Origin of the sequence: Pseudoduganella sp. UC29_106 (genome assembly GCF_044055365.1) — a bacterium.
In the GTDB taxonomy this organism is placed as follows: Bacteria; Pseudomonadota; Gammaproteobacteria; order Burkholderiales; family Burkholderiaceae_D; genus Rugamonas.
In genome coordinates this window covers 5,763,263-5,789,196 of record NZ_CP171977.1, presented here as the reverse complement: position 1 = coordinate 5,789,196, position 25,934 = coordinate 5,763,263, and the positions used below count along the sequence as shown (strand labels likewise).

The 25,934-nt window shown below is 62.4% G+C and carries 16 protein-coding genes and 3 pseudogenes; 10 read left to right on the top strand and 9 right to left on the bottom strand.

Going from position 1 to position 25,934, the window contains the following annotated elements; genetic code table 11:
• Positions 1 to 2: 2 nt before the first annotated feature.
• The 3 genes and pseudogenes from ACHMW6_RS28855 to ACHMW6_RS28845 all read right to left on the bottom strand — a co-directional run bounded on the left by ACHMW6_RS28855 (position 3) and on the right by ACHMW6_RS28845 (position 6,393).
• Positions 3 to 1,391, bottom strand: a complete 1,389-nt coding sequence (locus ACHMW6_RS28855) for a cytochrome ubiquinol oxidase subunit I (RefSeq protein WP_395402124.1) — start codon at positions 1,389 to 1,391, stop codon at positions 3 to 5.
• Positions 1,378 to 3,656, bottom strand: a pseudogene (locus ACHMW6_RS28850) (FdhF/YdeP family oxidoreductase). The gene ACHMW6_RS28855 and the pseudogene ACHMW6_RS28850 overlap by 14 nt, the downstream one beginning before the upstream one ends.
• A gap of 17 nt (positions 3,657 to 3,673) precedes the next feature.
• Positions 3,674 to 6,393 (bottom strand): annotated as a pseudogene (locus tag ACHMW6_RS28845) (ATP-dependent Clp protease ATP-binding subunit).
• Between the two features lie 279 nt (positions 6,394 to 6,672).
• Between ACHMW6_RS28845 and ACHMW6_RS28840 the strand changes: the two are divergent.
• The 5 genes and pseudogenes from ACHMW6_RS28840 to ACHMW6_RS28820 all read left to right on the top strand — a co-directional run.
• Positions 6,673 to 7,418, top strand: a pseudogene (locus tag ACHMW6_RS28840) (MMPL family transporter); the annotation flags it as partial.
• 704 nt (positions 7,419 to 8,122) lie between these two features.
• A complete protein-coding gene (locus tag ACHMW6_RS28835; RefSeq protein ID WP_395402122.1) occupies positions 8,123 to 8,497 on the top strand; it encodes a hypothetical protein in 375 nt (124 codons plus the stop codon).
• Positions 8,498 to 8,800: 303 nt separating this feature from the next.
• The gene (locus tag ACHMW6_RS28830; protein WP_395402120.1) at positions 8,801 to 10,456 is read left to right on the top strand and encodes a PQQ-dependent sugar dehydrogenase; all 1,656 of its coding nucleotides are present in this window, start codon (positions 8,801 to 8,803) and stop codon (positions 10,454 to 10,456) included.
• Between the two features lie 11 nt (positions 10,457 to 10,467).
• A complete protein-coding gene (locus ACHMW6_RS28825) occupies positions 10,468 to 13,527 on the top strand; it encodes a glycoside hydrolase family 2 TIM barrel-domain containing protein (RefSeq protein WP_395402118.1) in 3,060 nt (1,019 codons plus the stop codon).
• 126 nt (positions 13,528 to 13,653) lie between these two features.
• The gene (locus tag ACHMW6_RS28820; protein WP_395408739.1) at positions 13,654 to 14,862 is read left to right on the top strand and encodes a cation:proton antiporter; all 1,209 of its coding nucleotides are present in this window, start codon (positions 13,654 to 13,656) and stop codon (positions 14,860 to 14,862) included.
• Here ACHMW6_RS28820 and ACHMW6_RS28815 read toward each other — a convergent pair.
• Positions 14,859 to 15,176 carry a hypothetical protein gene (locus ACHMW6_RS28815; RefSeq protein WP_395402116.1) on the bottom strand — a complete coding sequence of 106 codons (318 nt, stop codon included), beginning with the start codon at positions 15,174 to 15,176 and terminating at the stop codon, positions 14,859 to 14,861. The two genes, ACHMW6_RS28820 and ACHMW6_RS28815, sit on opposite strands and share 4 nt — an antisense overlap.
• Before the next feature lie 130 nt (positions 15,177 to 15,306).
• Between ACHMW6_RS28815 and ACHMW6_RS28810 the strand changes: the two genes are divergently transcribed.
• Positions 15,307 to 15,459 carry a hypothetical protein gene (locus ACHMW6_RS28810; protein ID WP_395402114.1) on the top strand — a complete coding sequence of 51 codons (153 nt, stop codon included), beginning with the start codon at positions 15,307 to 15,309 and terminating at the stop codon, positions 15,457 to 15,459.
• 355 nt (positions 15,460 to 15,814) lie between these two features.
• Here ACHMW6_RS28810 and ACHMW6_RS28805 read toward each other — a convergent pair whose 3' ends face one another.
• Complete coding sequence (locus ACHMW6_RS28805) at positions 15,815 to 16,987, bottom strand: MFS transporter (RefSeq protein ID WP_395402112.1); 1,173 nt, start codon at positions 16,985 to 16,987, stop codon at positions 15,815 to 15,817.
• A gap of 84 nt (positions 16,988 to 17,071) precedes the next feature.
• On the opposite strand from ACHMW6_RS28805, the gene ACHMW6_RS28800 reads away from it, so the two are divergent.
• Positions 17,072 to 17,569, top strand: coding sequence for a winged helix-turn-helix transcriptional regulator (locus ACHMW6_RS28800; protein ID WP_395402110.1), 498 nt, complete (start codon positions 17,072 to 17,074; stop codon positions 17,567 to 17,569).
• 91 nt (positions 17,570 to 17,660) lie between these two features.
• Here ACHMW6_RS28800 and ACHMW6_RS28795 read toward each other — a convergent pair whose 3' ends face one another.
• The 4 genes from ACHMW6_RS28795 to ACHMW6_RS28780 form a co-directional block, all read right to left on the bottom strand.
• Complete coding sequence (locus tag ACHMW6_RS28795) at positions 17,661 to 18,785, bottom strand: branched-chain amino acid ABC transporter substrate-binding protein (RefSeq protein ID WP_395402108.1); 1,125 nt, start codon at positions 18,783 to 18,785, stop codon at positions 17,661 to 17,663.
• A 96-nt stretch (positions 18,786 to 18,881) separates the two neighbouring features.
• A complete protein-coding gene (locus ACHMW6_RS28790) occupies positions 18,882 to 19,682 on the bottom strand; it encodes a substrate-binding periplasmic protein (protein WP_395402106.1) in 801 nt (266 codons plus the stop codon).
• 89 nt (positions 19,683 to 19,771) lie between these two features.
• Entirely contained in the window at positions 19,772 to 20,221 is a 450-nt protein-coding gene (locus ACHMW6_RS28785; RefSeq protein ID WP_395402104.1) for a hypothetical protein, read from the bottom strand.
• Positions 20,222 to 20,589: 368 nt separating this feature from the next.
• Entirely contained in the window at positions 20,590 to 21,825 is a 1,236-nt protein-coding gene (locus tag ACHMW6_RS28780) for a hypothetical protein (RefSeq protein WP_395402102.1), read from the bottom strand.
• 270 nt (positions 21,826 to 22,095) lie between these two features.
• Between ACHMW6_RS28780 and ACHMW6_RS28775 the strand changes: the two genes are divergently transcribed.
• The 3 genes from ACHMW6_RS28775 (at position 22,096) to ACHMW6_RS28765 (ending at position 25,906) form a co-directional block, all read left to right on the top strand.
• Positions 22,096 to 23,001, top strand: coding sequence for an alpha/beta fold hydrolase (locus ACHMW6_RS28775; protein WP_395402100.1), 906 nt, complete (start codon positions 22,096 to 22,098; stop codon positions 22,999 to 23,001).
• Between the two features lie 133 nt (positions 23,002 to 23,134).
• Positions 23,135 to 23,488, top strand: a complete 354-nt coding sequence (locus ACHMW6_RS28770; RefSeq protein ID WP_395402098.1) for a YqjD family protein — start codon at positions 23,135 to 23,137, stop codon at positions 23,486 to 23,488.
• A 126-nt stretch (positions 23,489 to 23,614) separates the two neighbouring features.
• A complete protein-coding gene (locus tag ACHMW6_RS28765; RefSeq protein ID WP_395402096.1) occupies positions 23,615 to 25,906 on the top strand; it encodes a catalase in 2,292 nt (763 codons plus the stop codon).
• Positions 25,907 to 25,934 lie beyond the last annotated feature (28 nt).

Below are 25,934 nucleotides of genomic sequence, written 5' to 3'. Positions count from 1 at the left end.
CATCATCCCCTCTTCAGCACGTCCAGCGCACGATTGCGCAGAACCGGGTTCGGGCGCGAGAACTCGTCCGGTGTCTGTTCCACAGGCCCTTTTTTCATCAGCTTCAGCATGTAGTAGACGCCGGCGCCAAACACCAGGAAGTACACCACCACAAAGATCAGTAGCGACACGCCGGCCTGCTGTGCGCTGATCGGGGAGACCGAATCGACCGTGCGTAGGACCCCATACACTGTCCATGGTTGCCGCCCGACTTCGGTGGTGACCCATCCTGCGAGCAGCGCAATGACCCCGGATGGCGCCATGCACAGCACGAACCACTGGAACCAGCGCGCCTCGTACAAGCGGTCACCCTTGCGCAGCAGTGCTGCGAGCACAGAGACAAGCAGCATCAGCATGCCCAATCCAACCATGATCCTGAACGACCAGAATACGATATAGGAGGGCGGTCGGTCCTCCTTCGGGAACTCCTTCATGCCGCGGATTTCGCCGTCCCAGCTATGCGTCAGGATCAGGCTGCCAAGATGCGGAATCTTGAAGGCATAGCGCGTTTCCTCCGCTTCCATGTCCGGCCAGCCGAACGCGTTCAGGGCCGTGCCGCCTTTCTCTGTTTCCCATAGACCTTCGATGGCCGCAATCTTGACCGGTTGGTGTTCCAGCGTGTTCAGGCCATGAGCGTCACCGATCAGGATCTGGATGGGAGTGAGCAACAGCATGAGCCACAGCGCCATCGAGAAGCTGCGCTTGACCGGCTTGTCGCGACGACCATTGAGCAGGTGGTAGGCGCCGCACCCAGCGATGAGGAAGCCGGCGACAATAAAGGCGGCAATCGTCATGTGCGCCAGGCGGTACGGGAAGGAGGGATTGAAAATGACCTTCAGCCAGTCCACCGGCACGATGCGGCCATCGACAATGGCATGGCCTTGCGGCGTTTGCATGAAGCTGTTCGACGACAGTATCCAGAACGTCGAAATGAGGGTTCCCAGGGCCACCATCACGGTGGCAAAGAAATGCCCCTTTGGGCCCACCCGTTCCCAGCCAAAGATCATGACGCCGAGGAAACCCGCTTCCAGGAAGAAGGCGGTCAGCACCTCGTAGGTGAGCAAGGGGCCGGTGATATTGCCTGCCACGCGCGAGAATTCGCTCCAGTTCGTGCCGAACTCGTACGCCATGACCACGCCGGAGACCACGCCCATGCCAAACGAAACGGCGAAGATCTTCGACCAGAACAGGAACATATCCTTGTAAGTAGGGTCGCCTGTAAGCAAATGCCGCCACTCGAGCACCGCCAAAAAGCTGGCCATGCCGATACTGATGGCCGGGAATATGATGTGCACGGCCACGGTGAATGCGAACTGCATTCTCGCTAGCGTTAGAGCGTCAATTTGTTCCATGGCGCACCACTCGCACCGGCACCGATTTGTAGGAAGGGGTGCCGCTTTCTTTATCGATATAGTCCAGCGGGATCAGCACATTCGCTTCAGGGTAGTACGCCCCACCGAACCGCGTGCGATCTTGTAGGCGATCGCTGTGATGTTTTCGAGGCGCAGCGTGCGGCCAGGAAGCGCTGTTTCAATGTCGACCAGGTCGCCGTGCTCCAGGCCGTTGGCTGCGAGATCGTCTTCATTCATGAACAACACGTCGCGTCGGCCGAAGACGCCGCGATAGCGGTCATCCATGGCATAGATCGTCGTGTTGTATTGGTCATGACTGCGCAGCGTAATGAGGCGCAGGATATTTTCGCCACCCAGTACATCGGCATCTTCCTTGACGCCGCCGTAGACCGAGAAGACAGCCTTGCCCGTGGGCGTGGAGAATTTGCGTTGCATGGGTGGCACCGGCAGCTGGAAGCCGCCGGGCACACGAATGCGGGCATTGAAATTCTCAAAGCCCGGTACGGTCAGTTCGATCAGGTTGCGGATCTTGTCGTAGTCTTCGATCAGGTCCAGCCATGGGACTTTGCTGTTGGGGAGCGTTGCGTGCGCCATGCCGGCAATGATGGCCGGTTCCGACCGCAGCTGATCCGAGGCGGGAGGCAGTCTGCCAGCCGAGGCGTGCACCATCGACATGGAGTCCTCCACCGTTACCGATTGCGCGCCGCCGGCCTGCACATCCAGTTCGGTCCGGCCCAGGCAGGGGAAGAGGTAGGTTTCCTTGCCCACCAGGAGGTGCGAGCGGTTCAACTTGGTGCCGATGTGGACACTCAGGTCCAGATTGCCCATCGCCGTAAAGCTTTGCTCGGGGTCGGGCAGGGCGACGGCAAAATTGCCGCCCAGGCAGAACAATGCCTTGCACGAACCATTGACCATGGCCTGCATGGTGCGTACGGCGTCGCGACCATGATGCCGCGGCAGGTGCATGAAGCCAAACACCTTTTCCATCGCCTGCAGAAATTCCTCGGACGGTTTCTCGGTAATGCCGACGGTACGATTGCCCTGCACATTGGAGTGGCCGCGCAAAGGGCAGATGCCGGCGCCCGGCTTCCCGTAATTCCCTCGCAACATCAGCAAGTCGGCAATCAGACGGACATTGGCCGTGCCCCGGCTGTGCTGCGTAACGCCCATGCCGTAGGTGACGATGGTGGCATTGGATTTTGCGTAAGCTTCCGCGACTTCCTTCAGGTCGGCCTGCGTCAGGCCGCTGGCCTTTTCGATATCTTCCCAGGCAGTGGCTTTCACACTGGCCGAGAAGTCGTCGAAGCCTTCCGTGTAGTTCTTGATGAAGTCGTGGTCGAGCACATTGCCCTGTATGTCCTCCATGTCGAGCAGGATCTTGATGATGCCCAGCAGCGCTGCCGCATCGCCGCCACCATCGACCATGAAGTAAGTCGAGGCGATCTTGGTCGACCCGTAAGTGGCCATTTCCAGCCAGTTCTGCGGGTCGGCAAAGCGCTCCAGGGCCCGCTCGCGCAATGGGTTGAAGACAATGATCTGCACGCCGCGCCGTGCCGCCTCGTGCAGGGTCCCCATCATGCGGGGATGGTTGGTGCCCGGGTTGTGGCCGATGGCGATGATCAGTTCGCAGTGCTCGAAATCGTCCAGCGTCACCGTGCCTTTGCCGATGCCGATCGACAGCGGCAGGCCTACGCTGGTCGCTTCATGGCACATATTCGAGCAATCCGGGAAATTGTTCGTCCCGTACTCGCGGGCGAATAGCTGGAACAGGTAGGCGGCCTCGTTGGATGCGCGTCCGGAAGTATAGAAATCCACTTGTTCGGGCGACAGGCCGCGCAGGATTTCACCAATACGGGCAAACGCCTGGTCCCATTCGACCGGCACATACTTGTCCGAGGCGGCGTCGTAGACCATAGGATGCGTGAGGCGTCCGTTATCTTCCAGTTCATAATCCGACTTCATCAGTAACTGGGTGACCGTGTGTTGCTGGAAGAAGTCCGGCGTCACGCGCTTGTTGGTGGCCTCCCAGGTCACAGCCTTGGCACCGTTCTCGCAGAATTGGAAGGTCGAGCGATGCTCCTTGTCCGGCCAGGCGCAGCCTGGGCAGTCGAATCCGGTAGGCTGGTTGGTTCGGAGCAGTGTGATGGGCGCCTTGAAGGTATCCATCTGCTCGTGCACCGCTTGCGCCGTGGCGCGCAAGGCTCCCCAGCCGCCACCAGGGGCGTCATATTCCCTGATGCCGGGCACTTCGCGTCGTGTTGCCATGGTGGTCTCCTCGTTTGCTATTGGACTGTCGCGCTCTTCTTGGATTGTGTGCGCTTCGCTTTGGGCGCTGCCTTGTTGAATTTCACCTGGCTGTTGTCGTTATCGTAGTCAACTTCCACGATATCGCCAGACTTCAATGTATCGCCCAGGATCTCTTTTGCGAGCCGGGTCTCCACTTCCTGGCGGATCTGGCGCTTCAATTCCCGCGCGCCGAACTCAGGCTGGTAACCCACTTCGATCAGGTGATCGAGCAGTGGCTTGCTGAACTTGAGATGGATATCCTGTGCCGCTGCCGTTCGCATGACGCGGTCAAGCTGGATCTGCACGATGGCGCCGATATTGTCCTTGGAGAGGGCATTAAAGACGATCACCTCATCAATACGGTTGAGGAATTCCGGGCGGAAGTGGCCCTTCAGCGCTTGCATCAGCTGTTCGCGCACGGCCTTGTCGCTCTTGCGCTCCTTCTCGGGCAGTGCGAGGTTGTCCATGATCAGTGAGGCGCCCAAGTTGCTGGTCGCGATCAGGATGGTGTTGGTGAAGTCGACCACGCGGCCTTTTCCGTCAGTCAGGCGGCCATCGTCAAAGACCTGAAGCAGAACATTGTAGACATCCGGGTGGGCTTTTTCGATCTCGTCGAGAAGAATCACGGAGTAAGGCCGCCGGCGCACGCGCTCCGTCAGCTGGCCGCCTTCGTCGTAGCCGACATAACCGGGGGGCGCCCCAATGAGACGTGCCACCGCATGGCGCTCCATATACTCGGACATGTCGATTCTGATGATGGCCTGTTCATCACCGAATACGGTTTCCGCGAGAGCTTTAGCCAGTTCGGTCTTGCCGACACCGGTCGGGCCCAGGAACAGGATGGTGGCAATAGGGCGATTGGCCTGGCCCAAGCCCGCACGCGACAGGCGGACGGCATCGCTCACCGCCGTCACTGCATCGTCCTGGCCGACCACGCGCACGCGCAAATTCTCTTCCAGCTTGAGCAGCTTCTCGCGCTCTTCCTGCGTGAGGTCGGCCACCGGAATGCCGGTGATGCGTGACACTACCTCCGCAACAGCGGCAATGGTGACCTCTAGCGTTTCGGAACCGGTCTTGCGCTGCCAGGCTTCCATTAATTCGTCGACCTGTTTTTGCTTGCCTGTGATCCGTTCCTCAAAGCCTTTGGCTTCGTCGAAGCGCTTGCGCGAAGAGGTGTAGTCCTGTTCCCGCTTGAGCTGTGCGATTTCCGCCTCCAGCTCCTGGATGTCGGCCGGCCGCGACGTGGCGCCGATGCGCACGCGGGCTGCGGCCTGATCGATCAGGTCGATGGCTTTGTCGGGCAGGAAGCGGGAGGTGATATAGCGATCGGCAAATTCGGCCGCGGCGATGAATGCATCGTCGGCAAAGGTCACCTGGTGGTGGGCTTCGAGCTTGTCGCGCAGGCCACGCAGGATCACGATGGTTTGTTCCACCGAAGGTTCAGGCACCAGCACCGGCTGGAAGCGCCGCTCCAGTGCTGCATCTTTTTCAATGTGCTTCTGGTATTCGTTCAGCGTGGTGGCGCCGATGAGGCTCAGTTCACCGCGCGCCAGCGCCGGCTTGAGGACGTTTGCAATATCGAGACCGCCTTCTCCCCCGCCCTGGCCGGCGCCAACGATGGTGTGCAGTTCGTCAATAAAGAGGATGAGCTCGTCCTTTTTCGCCGTCACCTCATCGATCAGCTGCTTGGCGCGCTCCTCGAATTCGCCGCGATATTTGGCGCCGGCAACCATTGAGTTGATGTTGACTTCGACCAGGCGCTTGTCGCGCAGCACCTCCGGGCACGTCGCCATTGACGATACGCTGCGCCAGGCCTTCGACGATGGCGGTCTTGCCCACACCAGGCTCGCCGATGAGCACAGGGTTGTTCTTGCGGCGCCGTGCCAGCACTTCAATCGTGTTCTCGATTTCCTGCGCGCGCCCAAGCACTGGATCGAGTTTTCCTTGCCGTGCCAGCGTTGTAAGATCGCGGCCAAATTTATCGAGGTTGGGTGTGCCACTGGGAGCATCGAGCCGGCCATCTTCCGCTCCTTTTTCCGACTACCTTGACTACCTTTTGGCGCAATGCCTCGGGTGTCACACCATATTTCTTCAGCAGCGTTCCGGCTACGCTTTCAGGGACGGCCGCCAGCCCAATTAGAATGTGCTCGGGCCCCACGTATGAATGGCCAAGATCTCGCGACGCCTGGAACGCAAACTGGAATACTTTCTTCAGGCGAGGCGATACGGTCATTTTTTCAATCGACGCGCTGGGCATGGCTGTGCCTACCTGCGCATGCTGGTCGATATAACTCTTGATGTCCTGCGACGAGAGCTTCAGTTCCTTCAGCAGGGTAGTGCACACATCCGAATCGGCCAGCACATACAGGACATGTTCGGTGTCGAGTTCACTGCGTTTCAGTTCATGGGCTTTTTCCGCCGCGCGTTGCAAGAGCTCCAGGGTCTGCTCGCTAAAGGCATCGGTAGCATCGACGGATTCGCGTGGCACTTCCGCCGTGAACCCATCCTCCTCGTCCTCGCGGTCATTGAAGAAGCTGGACAGCGAACCCGACCCTCCACCCAGCAAGGCATCAAAAGGGTTCAACATGCTCTGATGCCGGGTCAGTTCGCGATAGTGGTAGTCGCAAATCGAAATGGTTTTGCGCTGACCATTCTGCACGATGGCAACGCGGGCCATCGCCGGACGTGCATGACAAATGTCACAAAGCGCGGACATGGTGCCCCCTAGATGTGAAGTCGCTTAGTACCTATGCCCAAAGTAGTCCAAGGAAATTTTGAGGTCAAGAATCATGCCGAAGTGCACATTGAGCGCCCGTTTGGTACAAAATTCAGCTGTCAATGCAGGAGGGAGAACTTAAATTCGGTTTTTATTTCATTAATTCTTAGCTGTACCTGTCTGGGTTCAGCCGCGGCGGCCCGAGGTCTCAACTGTGCTCCATCATCCCGTTCGAAAATATTTTTTTAGACGGTTGAATAAACAGGGCCATACGCCGCCCCGAAATGGCTGACCATTGCGCGCAACCAGGACATGCTGAACTACGGCGCCCAACAGGCTTCCACCGCCAACCCAGAGCTATTCAATAGCGAATGCTCGCTGATGCCGGTCATCGCCTACCTGGCCGACCACAAGGCAGAATCCCTGGAGCGCGTGGTGCAGGGCGCAGACGGATTCTCCCGCAATCACGGCACCGAAGGCCGTCAGTTCCTGCTGGCCGCAGGCGGCGCCGGCATCGAAGCCGCCACCAACATCGTGGTGAAGGAGGCCAATTCCCGCATGCTGCTGTATGTCTTCTATGGCGCGGTGATTGCGTTGTGTTTCATCACGTTCCGCAGCTGGCGTGCTGTCCTGGTGGCGGTGTTGCCCCTGGTGCTGACTTCCGTCCTATGTGAAGCGCTGATGGTGGCATTAGGCATGGGGGTGAAAGTGGCGACTCTGCAGTGATCGCGCTGGGCGTGGGCATTGGTGTCGATTACGCGCTCTATCTGCTGTCAGTGCAGTTGGCGCAGCAACGCGCCGGCGCCTCGCTGGCCGAGGCATACCGCTATGCGCTGCAGTTCACCAGCAAGGTGGTGGCGTTGGTTGGCGTGACCCTGGCTGCTGGCGTGGTGTGTTGGGCGTGGTCCCCAATCAAATTCCTGGCCGACATGGGCATCCTGCTGACCTTCATGTTCATACTGAACATGGTAGGCGCACTTGTGCTGATTTCGGCCCTGTCCCATTTCCTGTTGAAGAAGATCTAAATCAATGCGAATTCTTCTGCTGGGGACAGCGAAAGACTTAGCGCTTAAGGGCATGTGATGTCGAACCGGATAGTCGTACTAAGCCGAGCGCGGACCTACTTGGGAAGGTGTTTTCGCTATTTATTCTTGGTCGCGCCTCAAACGATCGATACATCACGATCATCGTTTGGCGGTCCGTTTTCGAAAACTGATGGGAAGACAAATCAACTTCCATCAGGAAGGCCCGTGGGATTATTTTGGGATTTTGGCGGGATTTTTGGGGAGTGCGGAGGGAGGGCTTCATAGGGAGCCGGACCCCGCTGTAGCCCCAAAAACCCCCACTGTTGAGGTTCGACTCCTATCTCCGGCACCAGAACATCCTGAAGCCCCGCCCGGTCTCGATCTGGCGGGGCTTTTTGTTTGCCGATGCGGCGGTGAACCAAAAAAAAACCCGCTCAGGGAGCGGGCTGAATCTATTTCCTTGGAGGAGAATAGAGGAGACAGGTGTAATTATGCTGCGACGCGGCATCCATAGCCAATTTATTGTTCGAATACTGGTTATAGGCTACGGCTATATCTCTTAGGAAATTATAGTTGCTCGCCTGGCTGGGTCCCGCCAGTCAGTAGCGCCCTCACGAAAATGTGTGCTTGTTTGATTGCCGTCATCAAGGCGCAGCAACGTTGGCGATATCATCGCCAGACACAGTTCAGGGGGGAGCACGCAATTGAAGCCGACGCTTGTACACGACATCATTGAAAAATTGGCGCTCGGCGTCGATCCGGTAACGGACTCGCCGCTGCACAACGAGAGCATTTTTCACCATCCTACCGTCATTCGCGCCTTGTTCCTGGCGAAGGACGCCGTCAAGCTGCAGAATCACGCGCAGTCCAGCGCCTGGAAAAAATGGGAGGAGGATGACCGGCTCAAACTGCTGGCCTTATTCAGGCAGGAGGTCCCGATCAGGGATATCGCACATCAACTCGGCCGATCCACAGGCGGGGTCATCGCGAAACTGGTGCGGGAAGGCGCGCTGAAGGACCGCGATGAAGGACGCGCTTTGATGGTAACGCAGGACGCGCAACAGACTGCGAAGGTCTAGCGCAGCACAGATAAAAAAAAGCCCGCTCAGGGAGCGGGCTGAATCTATTTTTCCTTGGAGGAGAATAGAGGAGACAGGTGCAATTATGCTGCGATGCGATATATAGATCCAATTTATTGTTGGAATAGTCGTTATGCGGTTAGCGCATATCTCTGGCGCGGCCTGATCAAGATCGCGATTGAAGTGCCATGAGGGGCTATCGGGAATTGAGCATTTCCGTGACAATTGCCAAAATCACTATTTGCTCATTGCCTCCCAATGCGACGTCGACCTTTGATAAGTTCTGCCAGCGCACTTGGCGCCTTGGGCGGATTTGCGCTGGCCTTCACCGGCCTGGCCCATGCAGCCCCCAGCGCCGGACAGGCCTACTTCGAGAACAATTGCTCGATGTGCCATACGGTCAAGCCGAATATGGAGGCGCTGCTTGGCCCTGGCCTGTTCAACGTCGTGGGGCGCAAGGTGGGCAGCGCGCCGGGCTTCAATTATTCCAGCGCGCTGGCGGACCTCGGCGCGAGGGGCAAGGCCTGGACCGCCGCCGACCTGGACCTGTTCCTCAAAGACCCGTCCTCCTTCGCTCCCGGTACTGCGATGCAGGCCGCCGTGCCCGCGCAGAAGGATCGAGAGGCATTGATCGCCTGGCTGTCCACACAGAAGGGCAAGGCGACGGCTGCGCCGGTGGCCGTTGGGGCGGCACCGTCCGATACCCTGCACTGGAGCGCGGACAAGCCGGGGCGCATTCACGAAACCCGTGCCAGTGAACTGCCGGCGCCTTATGCCAGCCCAAGCGTGAACAACGGTCCGGCCACCGTGCCGCGCCCGGCCGGCGTGCTGCCATCGGTTCCTGACAACTTCAAGGTCAGCCTGTGGGCGACGGACCCGGACAAGGGCCGCCTGTTGATCAGGGCGCCGAACGGCGACCTGTTCATGTCCTCCATGAGCAAGCGCCTGATCAAGGTATTCCGTTCCTCCACCGGTGAAAAGGCGGACAAGGTCAGCGTCTACGCTTCCGACCTGAATCGCCCCTTCGGCTTCGCCTTCTGGCCTGCCGGTCCCAATCCGCAATACCTGTACGTGGCGTATGTGAACTCCATCGTGCGCTTCCCGTACAAGAACGGTGACCTTGTCGCAAGCGGCGAGCCGGAAGTGATAGTGCCAAAACTGACCGAAGCCCCGGGCGGCCATACCACGCGCACGCTGGTATTCTCGGCCGACAGCAAGACGATGTACCTGTCCATTGGTTCGGCCACGAACTACGCCGAGCGTATCGGCGCCGCACCGCCCGAACCGCTGGCGCAGTTCGAGGCAAAGCAGGGCATGGGCGCGGCGTGGGGCGAAGAGCTGAACCGCGCGCTGGTGCTGGCCTTCGATCCGGACGGCAAGAACAAGCGTACTTACGCGACGGGCCTGCGCAACTGCGTCGGCATGTACCTGTACCCGATCACCAATGAGCTGTTCTGCAGCGTGAACGAGCGCGATCTGCTGGGCGACAACCTGCCGCCGGATTACCTCACGCGCGTGAAGAACGGCGCGTACTATGGCTGGCCGTGGTATTACATCGGCTCCAACGAGGAACCGCGCCTGAAGGGCCAGCGTCCGGACCTGAAGGACAAGGTCACGACGCCGGATTTGCTGCTCACGTCCCATTCCGCACCACTCGGCATGGTCGCCTACCAGGCTTCGGCGGGCGCCAGGTCAGCGTTCCCCGCTGAGTACAACGGAGATATCTTGCTGGCCCTGCACGGTTCCTGGAACCGCGCCACCCGCACCGGTTCCAAAGTGGTGCGCGTGTTCATGAAGGACGGTGTCCCCACCGGGAAGTACCAGGACTTCATGACCGGCTTCGTGGTCAGCGACAAGCAAGTATGGGGACGCCCGTCGTCGGTAGCCGTGCAAAACGATGGTTCGCTGCTGGTGGTGGATGACGTCACCGGCGAGATCTGGCGCGTGGCGCCTAAATAAAGGGAGCGCCTGTGTTCCGACGAATGATCGCGCTCGGCGCGATGCTGATGGCGCACGCCTGCGCGGATGCCGCCGCCGTTTATCCCGCCAGCGATGCCTCGTTTGCGCAGTCCCTGAACGGCACGTGGTCCTTCAAATACATTCCATCGCTGGCGCCGGGCGCGGACGCTGGCTTCACTGCGCCGCCTTTCGATGTCTCGGCCTGGAAGACCATCCAGGTTCCCGCCAATTGGGAACTGCAGGGATTTGCCGAACCGTCCTATGGCGATGACCTGAAGGATGGATTGGGACTCTATCGCCGTACCTTCAAGGCGCCGGCGGCGTGGAAGGACCGGCGCACATTCCTGCGTTTTGAGGGCGTGGGCTTCGGCTACGAGGTGTGGGTGAATGGACGCGAGGCGGGCGAGTCGTCCGCCAGCGCCTTCAATCGCCATACCTTCGACGTGACCGAACTTTTGCTGCCGGACGCCGGTGCCGACAATGTGCTCGCCGTGCGCGTCACCACCAAGCCGCATGGCTATGAGTTCGACCTGAACGACGACTGGGCCCTGTCAGGCATTTATCGCGATGTGACGCTGTTCTCTGTTCCCGCCACGCACATGCAGGACCTGACGACCAAGACCACGCTGGCGGACGGCAGCGCGGCCGAACTGGCAGTCGATGTGCTGCTAAGCCGAAGCGATGGCGAAGTGCGCGCCCGATTGCTTGATCCCGCCGGGCGCGTGGCCGGTGAACGAGTGCTGGCGCGCACGGATGGATTGCGGAGGGCGGTGTCGTTCCGCGTTGCGAAGCCGCGCCTGTGGACTGCCGAGACGCCATCGCTCTACCGACTGCAGTTGACCGTGTCCGTCGATGGCAAGGCGGTGCAAACGGTGGAGCAGCGAGTCGGTTTGCGCGAAGTGCGCATTGATGGCAGCGTGCTGCTGCTGAACGGGAGGCCGATCAAGATGCGCGGCGTGAACCACCACGATCTTGATCCCAGGCTGGGGCGCGCAGTGGACGAGGCGCAAATCCGGCGCGACCTGGAGCTGCTGAAGAAGGCCAACGTCAACTACCTGCGCACCTCGCACTATCCGCCGCACCAGCGCCTGCTGGACCTGTGCGACGAGATGGGCATTTACGTGATGGACGAGGTTGCGATCGGCCACGGCGAGAAAAATCTCGAAAAGCCGGAGTACCTCGATAACATCCTGGCGCGCGTGGAGCCCACCATCGCGCGCGACAAGAATCACGCATCGGTGCTGGTCTGGAGCATCGGCAATGAGAATCCGATCACGGAAGCGGAGCTGGAAGCTGGCCGCCTGGCAAAGAAGCTCGATCCTACGCGTCCGATCACTTACCCGAAGATCGGCAGCTACTTCGCCAAAAACTATGAGCGCATTCCGGCGTTCGTGGATATCTACGCGCCGCATTATCCCAGCAACTCCACACTGAAAAACTACGCGCAAACGCTGAAGCGGCCAACCATCCTGACCGAGTATGCCCACGCGCTGGGCCTGGCGACCGACCGCATGCAGGAGCAGTGGGAGATCCTGCAGAACAACCCGGTGTTCGCGGGTGGCTCGATCTGGCACTTCCACGACCAGGGCCTGCTGCGCATGAGCAGCCAGCCGGTTGACGTGTCCAGGCCCACGCAGCTGGTCTGGCTGGACCCGACCCATTACTACGACACGCACGGCCTGGATGGAACGGATGGCCTGACTTATTCGGACCGCACGCCGCAGGTCGATTACTGGCAGATGCGCAAGGTGTATGCGCCGGTGCAGTTCCCGCAACGGAGCGCGACGGTCAGACCGGGCAGGCAATCGGTCGCTGTCACGGTCGAAAACCGGTTCGATTTCCGGTCGCTGGAAGGCGTGAAGCTGCATTGGAGCTTGCAGCGCAACGGCAAGGACATGAAGCAGGGGCAGCTTGCGCTGCACGCGAGGCCGCATATGCGCGAAACGGTAGGCGTGCAGGTGGATATACCCGGCGGCGGCGATGGCGATGTGTTGGCGCTGAATCTGCGCGCCGTCGACGAGCGAGGCTTGCAGATCAATGAACGGTCGCTGGTGCTGGAGCAACCGGGCGTGCAGCGGACGGCCTGGACATCGTCGCTGAAAGAACCTGGCGCGCCGGTGCTGGCCCAGAATGCCGGCGAGGTGACGGTCACGTCGCCGCAGTGGGTGTTGTCGGTGCAGCGCGCTACGGGCAAGCTGAGCATCCGTGACCATGCGGGCAAGCTGCTGGTGGACGGCATTTATCCGCACACGGGGCGTAAGCCGACCATGGCGGAAGCGCTGAGCGCGCAAAAGTCCGGCTTGTGGCTGTCGTCGATCATCACGTCGCTGGATGCGCCGGTGGTCGAAGCGGCGACGCGCGACGGCGGCGGCGTGATGCTTTCGATCTCCGGCCGTTATGTGCTGGCTGCCGCGCAGGATGGCGCGCCCATGGCGGCGGCGCCGGCTGGCGCAGATGACTTGATGCCGGGTGCAGCCAAGGCGGACAAGCGGGCCGCGCACGAACGTGGCGTCGCGGGGACAATCCAGCTCGAAATTGGGCGCAACGGCGCTATCCAGGTCAGCTACGATTTCACGCCGCTTGCGGCGGAAGGCGTGTTGTCCGAGGCCGGCCTGTCTGTCATGGCGCCAGCCGGTTTCGGCGAATTCCGCTGGATAGGGCAGGGGCCTTACGCCGGCTATCCGGGCAAGGACAAGCTCAATGAATTCGGCCTGTACCACCTGAACCGCGAGGATCTGCGGTTCCAGGGGAACCGGCGCGAAACGGAGCTCGCGTTGCTGACCGACGCCGTTGGCGCCGGCTTCGCGCTGGCTGCGCAGCCGTCAGACATAGCGGTCGAGCGGTTCGGCGACGGCACGCTGCTAAGCCACAATGCGCTGATTGGCGGACTGGGTAACAAGGGCACTTCGCCCGAGGCCATCGTTGCGGTAAATGATGCGACGCGTATCGCCGGCAAATTCATGCTGGTGCCTGTGGGAGAGTCCTGGCCGGCTACGCTCACCCGCTGGTTCGGCCAGCCCGCGGCTGCGAGTGACGTCTTCAAGCCGTTCTATCACAGCTACGACCAGTAAGGCTTGTAGCGCCGCAAAGTGTGGAAACGTTGCCACGGCTTGGCTTTCCAATTTGCCAAGATGCGGTTGTGAGCGCTACCATAGGTGACTAAATTCATGTTACCAATAATGGAGACCCTCATGCACATGAACACCACCGAGATCTTCCTTCTCGCGATGCTCATGATTTTCACCGTGCCTTTCCTGATCTGGCGCATCTTCCGGACCGATTATTATGCGCCGCTGGTCATCGTCCAGATCATCACGGGCATCCTGCTCGGACCGGGTGTGCTGGGAGCAGCCTTTCCGGAATATCACAAGTTCGTGTTCAATCCGTCCGTGGTTGGTGCGCTGAATGGCATCGCCTGGTGGGGCGTGATGATGTTCGTGATGATCGCGGGGATTGAACTGGACCTGAAAAAGGCGTGGCAATACCGTCGCGAGAGCCTGACCACGGCCAGCCTGGCGCTGGGCGTGCCATTGCTGCTTGGCTGCGCAGCGGCCGTGGTGCTGCTGTTCTATCCGGGCTGGCTTGGCGAGAAGGCGCACACCTGGCAGTTCATGCTGGGCATCGGCATGGGCTGCGCCGTGACCGCGCTGCCAATCCTCGTGCTGCTGATGGAAAAGCTGGACATCCTGCGTCAGCCCATGGGCCAGCGCATCCTGCGTTATGCGAGCCTGGATGATGTGATGATCTGGGGCGTGCTGGCGCTGATTCTGCTGGACTGGGAGCGCGTCGGCCGCCAGGTTGGCTTCCTGATCGCCTTCGGCGTGTTGACCGTGCCTTATCGCCGGCTGATGGCGTGGCTGTCGCCGGGCGACCGCTGGTATGTCGCGCTGATCTGGCTCGTGCTGTGCAGCTTCGGCTCCGACTGGGCGGGCCTGCACTTCATGGTCGGCGCCTTCCTCGCAGGCGTGGTGATGGACGCGCACTGGTTCGACCAGAAAAAGATGGATATGCTGTACAGCCATGTGCTGCTGGTTGTGATGCCGGTGTTCTTCCTCAGCACGGGCTTGCGCACGCAATGGGATCTGGGCGGCTATTCGGTGTTCTTTGTCGCCGCGCTGCTCATGGTGGCATCCGTCGGCGGCAAGCTGGCTGGCGTGCATCTTGCGGGACGTGTGTTGAAGTGGAAGGACGGCGAGGCTTCCATCATCGGCTGGCTGCTGCAGACCAAGGGCCTGATCGAAATCATCTTCGCCAATATCCTGCTGGATAAGCAGATCATCACCAACGGCACGTTCACCGCGCTGCTGTTGATGGCGGTCGGCAGCACCATGCTCAGCGTGCCCATTGTCGCTCCCCGCCTGAACCGCGCGCAGCATCGCGACCTGATCCAGCAAGCGAGCTCTTAAGCCGTTAGTTTGAGCAGGATGGTCGTGGTGGTGATCAGCGTGGCGAGAATTGCCACGCCGGCGCCAACTACGACCAGCACCCAGCGCATGATGTCCTGCTTGGCTTCGCTGATCCTTGATTCAATTCTCGCTTCGAGCCGCGCATGCTCAAGCGAGTTTTCTGCCCACTTCGTTTCCATTACCGTGTCCCGCGCCGAGATGATTTTGACGACCTCGCCTGCAAAGTCTGCGTGCGCATCCACCTGTTCTGGCGGAGCGCCTGCTTCGGACAGGCGCTTCGCATATTTGTGTGCGCTTAATGCGGAGAAGTCCATGATGTCCTCCGATTGTTTTCAATTATGCACCACCTAAGATTCCAGCATCGCACGGAATCGGGTAAGCGTTTTGATATAGCGCAGATCCAGAAGGTCAGCACGAAGCGGGCGCCGCCGGTGAGGAGCGGGCGTGGCGGACTGTGCCGCCGTTGCGATGCGCGCGGCCAGCTCGTCGGACACGCCAGGCCCGTTGTCCGCGATCTCGATGCATGGATGCCCGCTGCGTGCGACGGGCCGTCACCAGCACTTCGCGCGCGTGCACGCCGTGCGTGGCTTCCGCTAGCCGAGGATCGCGATGGGCATGGCGCCGGCTGGCGTGCTGCGCTGGACCTCGCAGGGCTGCGGCTCGCTGCCATGTAGGATCTTAGGAAATAGCAGCCTGCTTTGGCGGCCGGGTCCTTTCCTTCGGCCGCCGCAATCCAGGCATGGTGGGCTTTGCCCACTATGTCGGCAATAGGAGTGTCGATGCCCTGGCTGTCTCAGCTTGGACAAAAAAATGGAGAAAAATGGACGTTTGAGGAGAAATGAGGACGAATAAGGTGGTTTGTGGAGTTTGTCGAAATCGGGATACACACCCCATGCAGGTGGTCCGCGGACGCTGGGAGGCTGGCGTCCGCGGGCGCGGGGAGGGGCGGGGATCAGCCGGCGACGGCGGCGGCGGGTGGCGTGGAACCGGCGATGCGGCGCTGGGCGGCTTCGGCGACGAACAGGGCGGTGCCGATGAAGACGGCGCTGACCAGGCCGAGCGAGTGAGCGTTGACCAGCTTGATCACGGCGCCGCCGAGAAGGCCGGACATCGATACGCCGATGTACAGCGCCATCGCATTCAGTCCGAGCAGCAGCGGCGCGGCGGAAGGCGCGGTGCCGATCAGGCGGTGCTGCTGCGGCACGATCATGCCCCAGCCGGCAACGCCCCAAACAACCAGCGCCACGGCCGCAGTCGGCAACGAAGCCGACGTCCATGGCAGCAGCACGAAGTCCACCACAAGCACGATGATCGCGATATTGATGATGGGACGGTTGCCAAAGCGGTCAGTCAGGCGTCCGCCGAGCAGGTTGCCGGCCAGTGAAGCGACGCCAAACGTCAGCAGCAGGGCCGACAGCACACTGCCATTGCCGCCGGTGGCGCGGTCGAAAACCAGGCTGATGTAGGTGTAGACCAGGAACACGCCGGAATAAACCAGCCCGGTGGTCAGCAGCGTGAGGAGCACGCGGGCATCGCCCAGCGGCTCGAGACGGCGCTTCAGGCTCACGGCCGGCGGCGTCGGAATGGCGGGCAGCAGCGTGGCCAGGCCGATGAAAGCCAGTGCACCGATGGCTGACACGAACCACATCGTCGCACGCCAGTCGAACAGGCCGCCGATATAGGTGCCGAGCGGCGCGCCCAGGGCCGTGGCGCTGGAGAGGCCGGCCACTACGATGGCGAGTGCGCGTCCGCGCTGCTCCGCTGGCACCAGGGCGGCGCCGGCTGCGGTGGCGGTAGGGCTGAACATGGCCGCTCCCAGTCCCGCCAGGAAGCGGCTCGCCAGCACCAGTTCAATATTCGGCGCGATCGCCGTGATCACATTCCCGAGAACGAAAACTGCCAGTCCGGCCAGCAGCAGCTGTTTGCGCGGCCAGTTGGCGGCCGCTGCGGCGATTACCGGCGACAGCAGGGCATAACTCAGGGCGTAGATGGTCACCATCTGTCCGGCCAGCGATACCGAAATGTGCAGCGAGGCGGCGACCGGCGCCAGGATGCCGGCAACGACAAAGCTGTCGGTGCCCAGCGCGAACATGCCGGAGGCAAGGAAAAGTAGTCTTTTGTCCATGGAATAAATCCGAAAAAGTTTCGTGATGAAACTGAATATAGCACAAAAGTTGTTTGACGCAACTAATGTGCTAAGATGAAGCCCATGTACCGTAAAACTTTCGATGGGATGAATTGCTCCATTGCCCGCTCGCTCGACCAGGTCGGCGAGTGGTGGAGCCTGCTGATCGTGCGCGAAGCGATGCTCGGCACGACGCGTTTCGACGATTTCCAGAGCCGCCTGGGCATTGCGCGCAATGTGCTGACTTCAAGGCTGAACAGCCTGATCGAGAATGGAGTGCTGGAACGGGTAGTGGCCGAAGGGAGCGAGAAGCGCTGCGCTTATGTGCTGACGCCGAAAGGGAAGGCTTTGTATCCGGTGCTGGTGGCGCTGATGCAGTGGGGCGACCAGTGGCTGGGACACGAGGCGCCGATCAAATTGGTGGAGCACAGCACGGGGTTGCCGATTGAGCCGGTGGGGCCGCGGGTGGGCGAGCGGGTTTTAGCTTTGCATGAGGTGCGCGCGGTACCGGGGCCGGGGGCGACCGAGAAGACGTTGGAGTCGATTGAGAAGCGCAATCGGGCGATTCTCGGCGAGGGTTGATGTTCGTGGCTGTGCACGGCGGGGCTGGGCGCCCCCATATGATCCGCCCTACAGCCCCTTCGGGGCCAGCCCCATCATTGGACAGTGAAACTCAATAACTGGCGATCGGCGCCGGCTGGCCGTTCTTGAATGCGAACACGGTCACGGGCGAGGACTTCATATCGCCCTTGGCGTCGAACGCATAGGTCCCGGAAACGCCCTTGTAGCTGCCCGAAGAAATCTCGGCCGCCACCTTGGCAGGATCAACGGAATTGGTCTTGGCCATGGCCGCTGCGTACATCTGCACCGCATCGTAATAGGCGGACGCATACACATCCGGATCCGTATTGAAGCGCTTCTTGAACTTGGCCTTGAAGGCCGGGCCGCTGGAAGCCTTGTCCAGCAAGGCGCCGCCCTGCGCGCACAGCACGTTGTCGCCGACGGCATCGCCGCCCAGCTTGCCCATCTCCGCCGTGCAGATCGTATCGCCACCCAGCAGTTTGGCGTTGATGCCCAGCTGCTTCATCTGGCGTGTCATCGGCGCGCCCTGCGGCGCATAGCCGCCGAAGAAAATGGCTTGCACATTCTTCGACTTCAGCTTGGTCAGGATGGACGTGAAATCCACCGCCTTGTCCGTCGTGTATTCATGGCCCGCGACAGTCATGCCCGAAGCGCGCGCCTTTTTCTTGAATTCCTCGGCCAGGCCCTGGCCGAAGGCCGTGCGGTCGTCGATCACGGCCACGGTTTTCAGCTTCAGTTCACCGGCCGCGTATTCGGCCATTTTGGAACCCAGCTGGGTATCGCTGGCGTTAATGCGGAAGATGCCCTTGTAGCCTTGCTGCGTCAGCTTGGGATTGGTGGCCACTGGCGCGATCAGCATGCCGGCGTCGTTATAGACGCGTGAAGCGGGAATCGCCACGCCGGAGTTGTAGGGGCCGACCACGTATTTCACGCCGCTGTCCGCCAGCTTCTGCGCCACGGACACGCCGGCCTTCGGGTCGCCCTGGTCGTCTTCCGAAACCAGTTCAAACTTGACCTTCTTGCCCCCGACGGTGAGCGGTTTCGCGTTCAGCTCCTCGATGGCGAGGCGGGCGCCGTTTTCATTGTCCTTGCCGGAAAACGCCTGTGCGCCGGACAGAGGACCGCTGTGGCCGATCTTGACCACCAGGTCCTGGGCGGAGGCCGACGCGGCGAGCGCCATCAGGGCCAGCATGCCGGCGGAGTGTTTCAGTTTCATCAGGAGTCTCCCGTATTTTGTTAATTGCGTGATTATCCACAATCCTGAATCCGGGGCAAGCGGCGCGCCTGCGTCGATGTGTGCCAGGACAGCCGGCTAGCTGCGCCGGTTGCGCAGTGAGGCTTGTTTCTGCTGCTTGAGCAAAGCCTGATTGATACGGTCGATCAACGCGTCGTCCCGCCCGCGCGCGATCGCGAAGTAGAGCGGCGTCTCCATTTGCACGGCCCGGGGCAGGACGCTCAGGGTGATGTCCGGCGGCAGCCGCAGGTCGTTCGCCAGCGGCGCCGCCTGCGCGCGCAGTTCGGCTTCGAATTCGGCCGCGGTCTGCCAGTTCGGCTGGTAGAGCAGCACGGCATCCACGCGCTTGAGCAGCAGACGTTGCAGGCGCATCGCGCGCGAAGGTAAGTCGTCCTCCACGCGGAACAGGCCGGCCGACCGCGCGCGTTCGAATTCATCGCCATAGCCGTAGCCGCGCACGGCGCCGATCTTTTTGCCGCGCAGGTCGGCCATGGAATTGAAGGCGAAAGTCTGGTCGCTGCGCGTCACCAGCCAGAGTGTGTTGCTGACGGTGGGCTCGGAAAAGCGCAGCGTCCGTTCACGTTCCGCGCTCTTCGGCAGGCCGAAAATCAGGCCGTCGCCATTGATGGCATGGCGTTCGGCGCGCGGCCAGGGATAGCGTTTCAAGTCGAAGCTGACGTTCAGCTCTCCCTCCAGGTAATCGAACAGCTTGCGCTGCCAGGCGCGCAGCGGCTTGCTGCGGCCCGCTTCGTCCAGCGCCTCGCCCATGATCAGGCTTACCGTCTGCGATTGCGGCTGCGCGCCCGCCTGGGGTAGGCCAATCAGTGACGCGAGTAGCAGGGGGAATTGCAGCAGGAAGGCGCGCTTACCGGGATTCATGCCTCCGATTATTACAGAGTTTCCCTTGGGAATGCCCGACTGTTACAAGAATTGCGTTGTGTGTGCCCGGCGCACAACGGGGCCGCCGGTCAGCGCCGGGGCGGGGTGCCGGATTGGCCGGTGCTGGCAGCGTTGGCGGGCGCGGCCGGTGCGGTGGTCGTGGCGGGCGGTGCAGCCGATGTTGGCGGGGGTACAAGTGGGCGGTTCGTTTGCTCGCCCGTTTGCACTGGCAAGGCGCCGTGAACGCGGGTGACTGCCTGCACGGCCGGCACAACTTCGCCCGCCGGCGCGGGTCCGGGAGAACGTCCTGAGGCTGCGGCGATGTCGCCTGTGCGGTAGGCCGCCACCGCGGCGGAAATATTGGGGTTGGCAGCCAGATTGCGCGCCGCCTCCTGCGGGCCGGGCGGCTGGCTTCGCCTGCGGCGCTGCCGTAGTGCCGGCCGTGCCGGTAGCGCCTGGGGCTGGGGCGCCTCCCGCCGCGGCAGGGTTGGGAGCCGCTGTCTGCGCGGCTTGCTCGCGCGCTGCAATCTGCGCGTCAACGCGCGCCTGCTCGGCCGCAGCCGATTCCGACGCCGTCGCGGCCCGCTGCGCCGCTTGCGCACTGTCGGACGCTTGCGTTGCCGCTGTACGCCGCGCCGTATTGTCGGCGGCCGTGCGTGTGCCCTGGTCGGCCGCAATTGCAGCGGCCTGCGCGCGCCGCAAGGTCTCGCGCTGGCCGGCCAGGCGCAGCTCATCCTGCTCGGCGGAAGCCTGCCGGGATGCGAGGTCGGGCTGCCCCAGACGATCCGCGTTCGCGCGTGTGCCGGCCTCGGCCTGCTGCAGACGCTCCTGCGCCGTGCGCGTATCGCGCAGCCGGTTTGCCTGCGCGGCGGTGTCGCCCACGGCTTGCTGCGCTGCGTTGAATTCATCAATAGCCGCCTGCCGTGCCTGGGCGAGGCGTGCCGCCGCCGCCGCGGCATCCTCGGCCCGCGCCGACTGTTCGACCACTGCCAGCCGCGCTGCATTCGAGACGCTCTGCGGCGGCACGTTCCGTCCGCGTCTGGCCGAGCTGCGTGGCCTCGGTTTGCAGGGCCGCCTGCTGCGCCGCGCCGGCCTGTTGGGTCGTTTGCTGTGCCGCGGTGCGTTGCGCGGCCTCGCGCGGGGAGACTTGCTGCGCCGCGGGCTGTTGCACGCCGGTGCGGCGCTCGGCGGCGAGACGGTCGGCCAGCGCCTGCGCCGCGGCGTCCTCTTCGCGGGTGCTGGTCAGCTGGCGTGCAGTGGCCGCCTGCGCTTCGGCCACGCGCTGCTGCTGCGTGTCCCCGGTTTCGCGAGTGGACAGCTGGGCGTTCGCCACTTCGCGCGTCGTCTGCAAACGCTCCGCCGCCTGGCGCGCGATGCGGCTCTGCTCGGCGAGATTGGCTTCCTCCTGCGTGGTCGCCAGGCGCTGCGCTTCGAGGCGCGCCTGTTCGGCGCGTGCTGGGTCCAGCCGTTGCTGTTCCTGCTGCTGGACAGTTGCCTGCGCCTGCAAGGTGGCGGTGCGCTGGGCTTCCGTCTGCCCCTGCGGTGCGGCAGTGGCAATGGCGTCCAGCAGGGCGAGATCATTGGCTGCACCTGGAACCTCCGCCGTATCGGGCGGCAGCTGTGCCGCAGTAACGACTGCCGGCGCCGCGCTGGCCGCTGCCTGAGCGAGGGCGGCCGCCGCGCCGCTGAGCGTGACCAGGGTCGATTGCGGATTGGACTCGAATACCCGCCGCAGCACGCCGCGGTCCACGCCCAGGACCGTGGCGCCCGGATCGAGCTGGGATGGCGTCAGCTCTACGCCGAGCTGGGCCAGGCCGGCCTGCTGGGTTTGCAGCGCTTGCGAGAGCTGCAGCGAGGCTGGCGTGGCGGCGCCGGTGTTGAAGGCTTCAGCCAGCGATTGCACGACCGCGTCCAGCTCGGCCGCCAGATCAGGCGGCGCCGTTGCGCCGCTCGCGGCCGCGAGATCGCGCAGCCGCCGCTGCGACAGGGCCAGTGCGGACAGCACCTGGCCGAAGGTGGAGACGTCGGAGACATCGGTTGCGGTGGGCGTTGGCGCAGTTGGGGCTGCGCTGGGCAGGGCGTTCACTGGCCCGGCCGCCGTGGGCGCCGTGGTGGTGTCGTTGATGGCGGAAACTGGAAACATGGCTGCTCCTCGCTTCTTACGTGCGAGCTAAGGGTGACATATTCCGGGGCGAGTTGCAGTGGGCTGGCGAACATATTGTGCCCGTGTTTGGCGCTGTCGCAGCGCATGCACGGCGGATCAATGATCCGCCCTACGCGCTGGCGGGCGTATTCATAAAAACTGAATGATTTGTTTATTCTTGATGCGTTGATTTCGTTGAATGTAATGACTAAAGTTCTCTTAACAGCAGTGCCGCCGCCGGTGGCGCTAAATCTGAATGGAGAATTAATCATGAGCATCCTGTCCCGCACCCTCGCAGCAGCAGCCCTCGTCAGCGTTTTCGGCGCAGCCAGCGCCGCTGATGCGCCGGGCTTTGTCGACAAGACCGTGCAAGTCAACGGTACGAAAATCCACTACCAGATCGGCGGCAAGGGCAGCCCGGTCGTGCTGATTCACGGCTATGCGCAGACCGGCCATATGTGGAAGCCCATCCTGTCCGACCTGGCGAAAACCCATACCGTGATCGTGCCGGACCTGCGCGGCGCCGGCGGCTCGGATCGTCCAGATGAAGGCTATGACAAGAAGAATATGGCCAGGGACATTCACGAACTGGTCACCGGCGTCACCACAGAAAAGGCCGCGGTTGTCGGCCATGATATTGGCCTGATGGTGGCCTACGCTTATGCCGCGCAATATCCGGCCGACACCAGCAAGGTCGCGCTGATGGATGCTTTCCTGCCCGGCGTCGGTGACTGGAAAAACGTGTGGCTGTTGCGCGACCTGTGGCACTTCCACTTCCACGGCGAAACCGCGATCGCGCTGGTCAAAGGCCGCGAGCGCATCTACTTCGAGCACTTCTGGAACGACTTCGCGGCCGACAAGACGAAATCGGTGAAGGAAGCGGACCGCCAGCTCTACACGAAGTCTTACGCCCAGCCCAACGGCATGCGCGCCGGCTTCCAGTACTTCAAGAACTTCGAGCAGGATGCACAGGACTTCGCTGAATTCTCGAAAACGAAATTGACGCAGCCGATGCTGGTGCTGACCGGCGAGAAGGCGAGCGGTACCTTCCTGATCGATCAGGCGAAACTGGTGGCCAATGACGTGGACGGGAAAGTCATCGCGGGCTCGGGGCATTGGCTGATTGATGAGAAGCCGGAGGTGGTGGTGCCGGCGTTGGTGGAGTTTTTGAAGTAAGGGGTAAGGGCGCAGCGCCACCGCGGTGGCGCGCGCGATTGTTGATTGTTAGGTGGCGCACTGTCTCTGTGAGCTGATCGGCCTATCTTTGTCCATGCACCCGATCCACACTCATCACTGAAGGGACATCGCCATGGATACCAATTTCGGAAAACCTGACTCCAATATCAGCAACATCGGCAAGGACGCAACGCGCACCGACACCCGCTCGGACCTGCACAGCGCGATCGACAAGGCCAATGAGAAAATCCCGGCCGCTGCCGAGCGCCTGGCCAGCCAGGCCCACGCCGGCGTCGACAAGATGGCCGACGGCCTTGAGCGCATGAGCGACACGCTCGACAAGAAGCGCGAAACCCTGGGCGTCGCCTACAAGCGCTTCGCCGAATCCGGCCGCACCTATGTGCGCAAGAGCCCCGCCACATCGGTACTGGTGGCACTGGCCGCCGGTTATGCCGTTTCCAAACTGTTCGGCATGCGCAAGCACTAAGCCGATGGCTACGCGAAAACAGGACCCGTCGTCCACCGACGGGCAGGCTCCGTCCTGAGCACCGTTTCCGCGCCTTCCAACTCAGCACCTCCTGACCGGACCGGGAGCCCCGATCCGGCCACGGAGGTGTTGCGCGAGAAGGTGGCCGGCGGCAGCGATCTGGCCGATCAGATGCCGTACAACGCCAACAAGGCCGGCGAATATGGCGATGCCGCGCGCACGCCCGCGCCCGGCCAATCGGCCAAGCCCGGCGTGCCGGTCGCCACTGCCAGCACGGCCAGCGAAGGCAATGCCTCGCCCAAGGTCGGCGACGGCCTGCCGCCGCAGGGCGAAAACCCCAATAACGGCCCGCTCGACCGCGTGCGCACCGATGCGGGCGGCCGCGGAATGACTACCAACCAGGGCGTGCCCGTTGCGGATAACCAGAATTCGCTGAAGGCCGGCCTGCGCGGCCCCACGCTGATGGAAGACTTCATCCTGCGTGAGAAGATCACCCATTTCGACCATGAGCGTATCCCCGAGCGCGTGGTGCATGCGCGCGGCTCGGCCGCCCACGGCTACTTCGAAAGCTACAAGGACTTGAGCGACATCACGCGCGCCGCGCCATTCTCGGCCGCAGGCAAGCGCACGCCCGTCTTTGTCCGCTTCTCCACCGTGATCGGCGAACGCGGTTCCACCGATACCGCACGCGATGTGCGCGGCTTCGCCGTGAAGTTCTACACGGAAGAAGGCAACTGGGACCTGGTCGGCAACAACATCCCGGTCTTCTTCATCCAGGATGCGATGAAATTCCCGGACCTGGTGCACGCCGCCAAGCCCGAGCCGCACTTCGCCATGCCGCAGGCGGCCACCGCGCACGACACCTTCTGGGATTTCATTTCGCTGACGCCGGAATCGACCCATATGATGATGTGGGCCATGTCCGACCGCGCCATCCCGCGCAGCTACCGCATGATGCAGGGCTTCGGCGTGCACACCTTCCGCATGGTGAATGCGAACGGCGTGTCCGTCTTCGTCAAGTTCCACTGGTCGCCCCTGCAAGGCACACACTCGCTGGCGTGGGACGAGGCGGTGCGCATCAGCGGCGCCGATCCGGACTTCCACCGGCGCGACCTGTGGGAAGCGATCGAGGCAGGCGACTATCCCGAGTGGGAGCTGGCGCTGCAAGTCTTCACCGAAGACCAGGCCGCGCAGTTCCCCTTCGATGTGCTGGACCCGACCAAGATCGTGCCGGAGGAACTGGTGCCGCTGCAGCCGGTTGGCCGCATGGTCCTGAACCGCAATCCGGATAATTTCTTTGCCGAGACCGAACAGGTGGCCTTCTGCACCGCCCACATCATTCCCGGCATCGACTTCAGCAACGATCCGCTGATGCAGGGCCGCATCCACTCTTATGTGGACACGCAGATCAGCCGCCTGGGCGGGCCGAACTTCCATGAAATCCCGATCAACGCGCCGGTGGCCCAGGTCCACAACAACCAGCGCGACGGCATGCACCGCCAGGCCATCCACCGCGGCCGCGTGAACTACGAGCCGAACTCGCTGGGCGGCGGCTGCCCGTTCCAGACCGGGCGCATGGGCTTCATCAGCTTCACCGAACATATCGAGGAAGACAAGGTGCGCGGCAAGCCCGAACTGTTTGCCGACCACTACTCGCAGGCCCGCCTGTTCTGGATCAGCCAGACGCCGGTGGAGCAATCGCATATCGTGGGCGGCTTCCGCTTCGAGCTGACGCGCGTTCAGACCCCGGCCGTGCGCCGCCGCATGGTGGCCAACCTCGCCAATGTCGACCTGATGCTGGCCACCGCCGTGGCGGACGGCCTGGGCATGGAACTGCCGGACCCGTCGCCGCCGGCGATGACGGGCCAGCCGCCCGAATACCAGCCTTCGCCGCCATTGTCGCTGATGGCGCGGCCGGGCGAGCGCGGCATCCGGTCGCGGCGCGTGGCCATCCTGGTCGCAAACGGCACGGACGATGCGTCGGTGCGCAGCATTTACGAGGGCTTGCTGACCGATGGCGCCGTGCCGCGCCTGGTCGGCCCGAACATGGGGCGGGTGAAGGGCATGAATGGCGGAACGCTGGATGTGGAAGTGTCGCTGGAAGCGATGCCTGCGCCGCTGTGGGACGCGGTCGTGATCCCGGATGGCGCCCAGGCCGGCGCCACCCTGGCCGCCGACGCGCAGGCGCTGGAGTTCGTGCGGCTGCAATACCGCCACCTGAAGCCCATGCTGGTGGTGGGCGAGGGCACCCAGCTGCTGGCGGCGGCCGGCATTCCGGCTACGCTGCCCGACGGCAGCCATGATCGCGGCGTGATCGGCACCGAGGCGGCCGACCTGTCCGGCGCGCTGGCGGCCTTCCGCGAGGCGCTGGCCATGCACCGCATCTGGGAGCGCGAGTCCGACCCCCCGAAAGTGTGAAGTCGAAGCCGGTCTGTGGTGGTATCCT

Bases quoted from the DNA above. Each gene is read 5' to 3' on its own strand.
- ACHMW6_RS28855 (WP_395402124.1), bottom strand. From the start codon at position 1,391: ATGGAACAAATTGACGCTCTAACGCTAGCGAGAATGCAGTTCGCATTC.
- ACHMW6_RS28820 (WP_395408739.1), top strand. From the start codon at position 13,654: ATGAACACCACCGAGATCTTCCTTCTCGCGATGCTCATGATTTTCACC.
- ACHMW6_RS28815 (WP_395402116.1), bottom strand. From the start codon at position 15,176: ATGGACTTCTCCGCATTAAGCGCACACAAATATGCGAAGCGCCTGTCC.
- ACHMW6_RS28805 (WP_395402112.1), bottom strand. From the start codon at position 16,987: ATGGACAAAAGACTACTTTTCCTTGCCTCCGGCATGTTCGCGCTGGGC.
- ACHMW6_RS28800 (WP_395402110.1), top strand. From the start codon at position 17,072: ATGTACCGTAAAACTTTCGATGGGATGAATTGCTCCATTGCCCGCTCG.
- ACHMW6_RS28795 (WP_395402108.1), bottom strand. From the start codon at position 18,785: ATGAAACTGAAACACTCCGCCGGCATGCTGGCCCTGATGGCGCTCGCC.
- ACHMW6_RS28790 (WP_395402106.1), bottom strand. From the start codon at position 19,682: ATGAATCCCGGTAAGCGCGCCTTCCTGCTGCAATTCCCCCTGCTACTC.
- ACHMW6_RS28780 (WP_395402102.1), bottom strand. From the start codon at position 21,825: ATGTTTCCAGTTTCCGCCATCAACGACACCACCACGGCGCCCACGGCG.
- ACHMW6_RS28775 (WP_395402100.1), top strand. From the start codon at position 22,096: ATGAGCATCCTGTCCCGCACCCTCGCAGCAGCAGCCCTCGTCAGCGTT.
- ACHMW6_RS28770 (WP_395402098.1), top strand. From the start codon at position 23,135: ATGGATACCAATTTCGGAAAACCTGACTCCAATATCAGCAACATCGGC.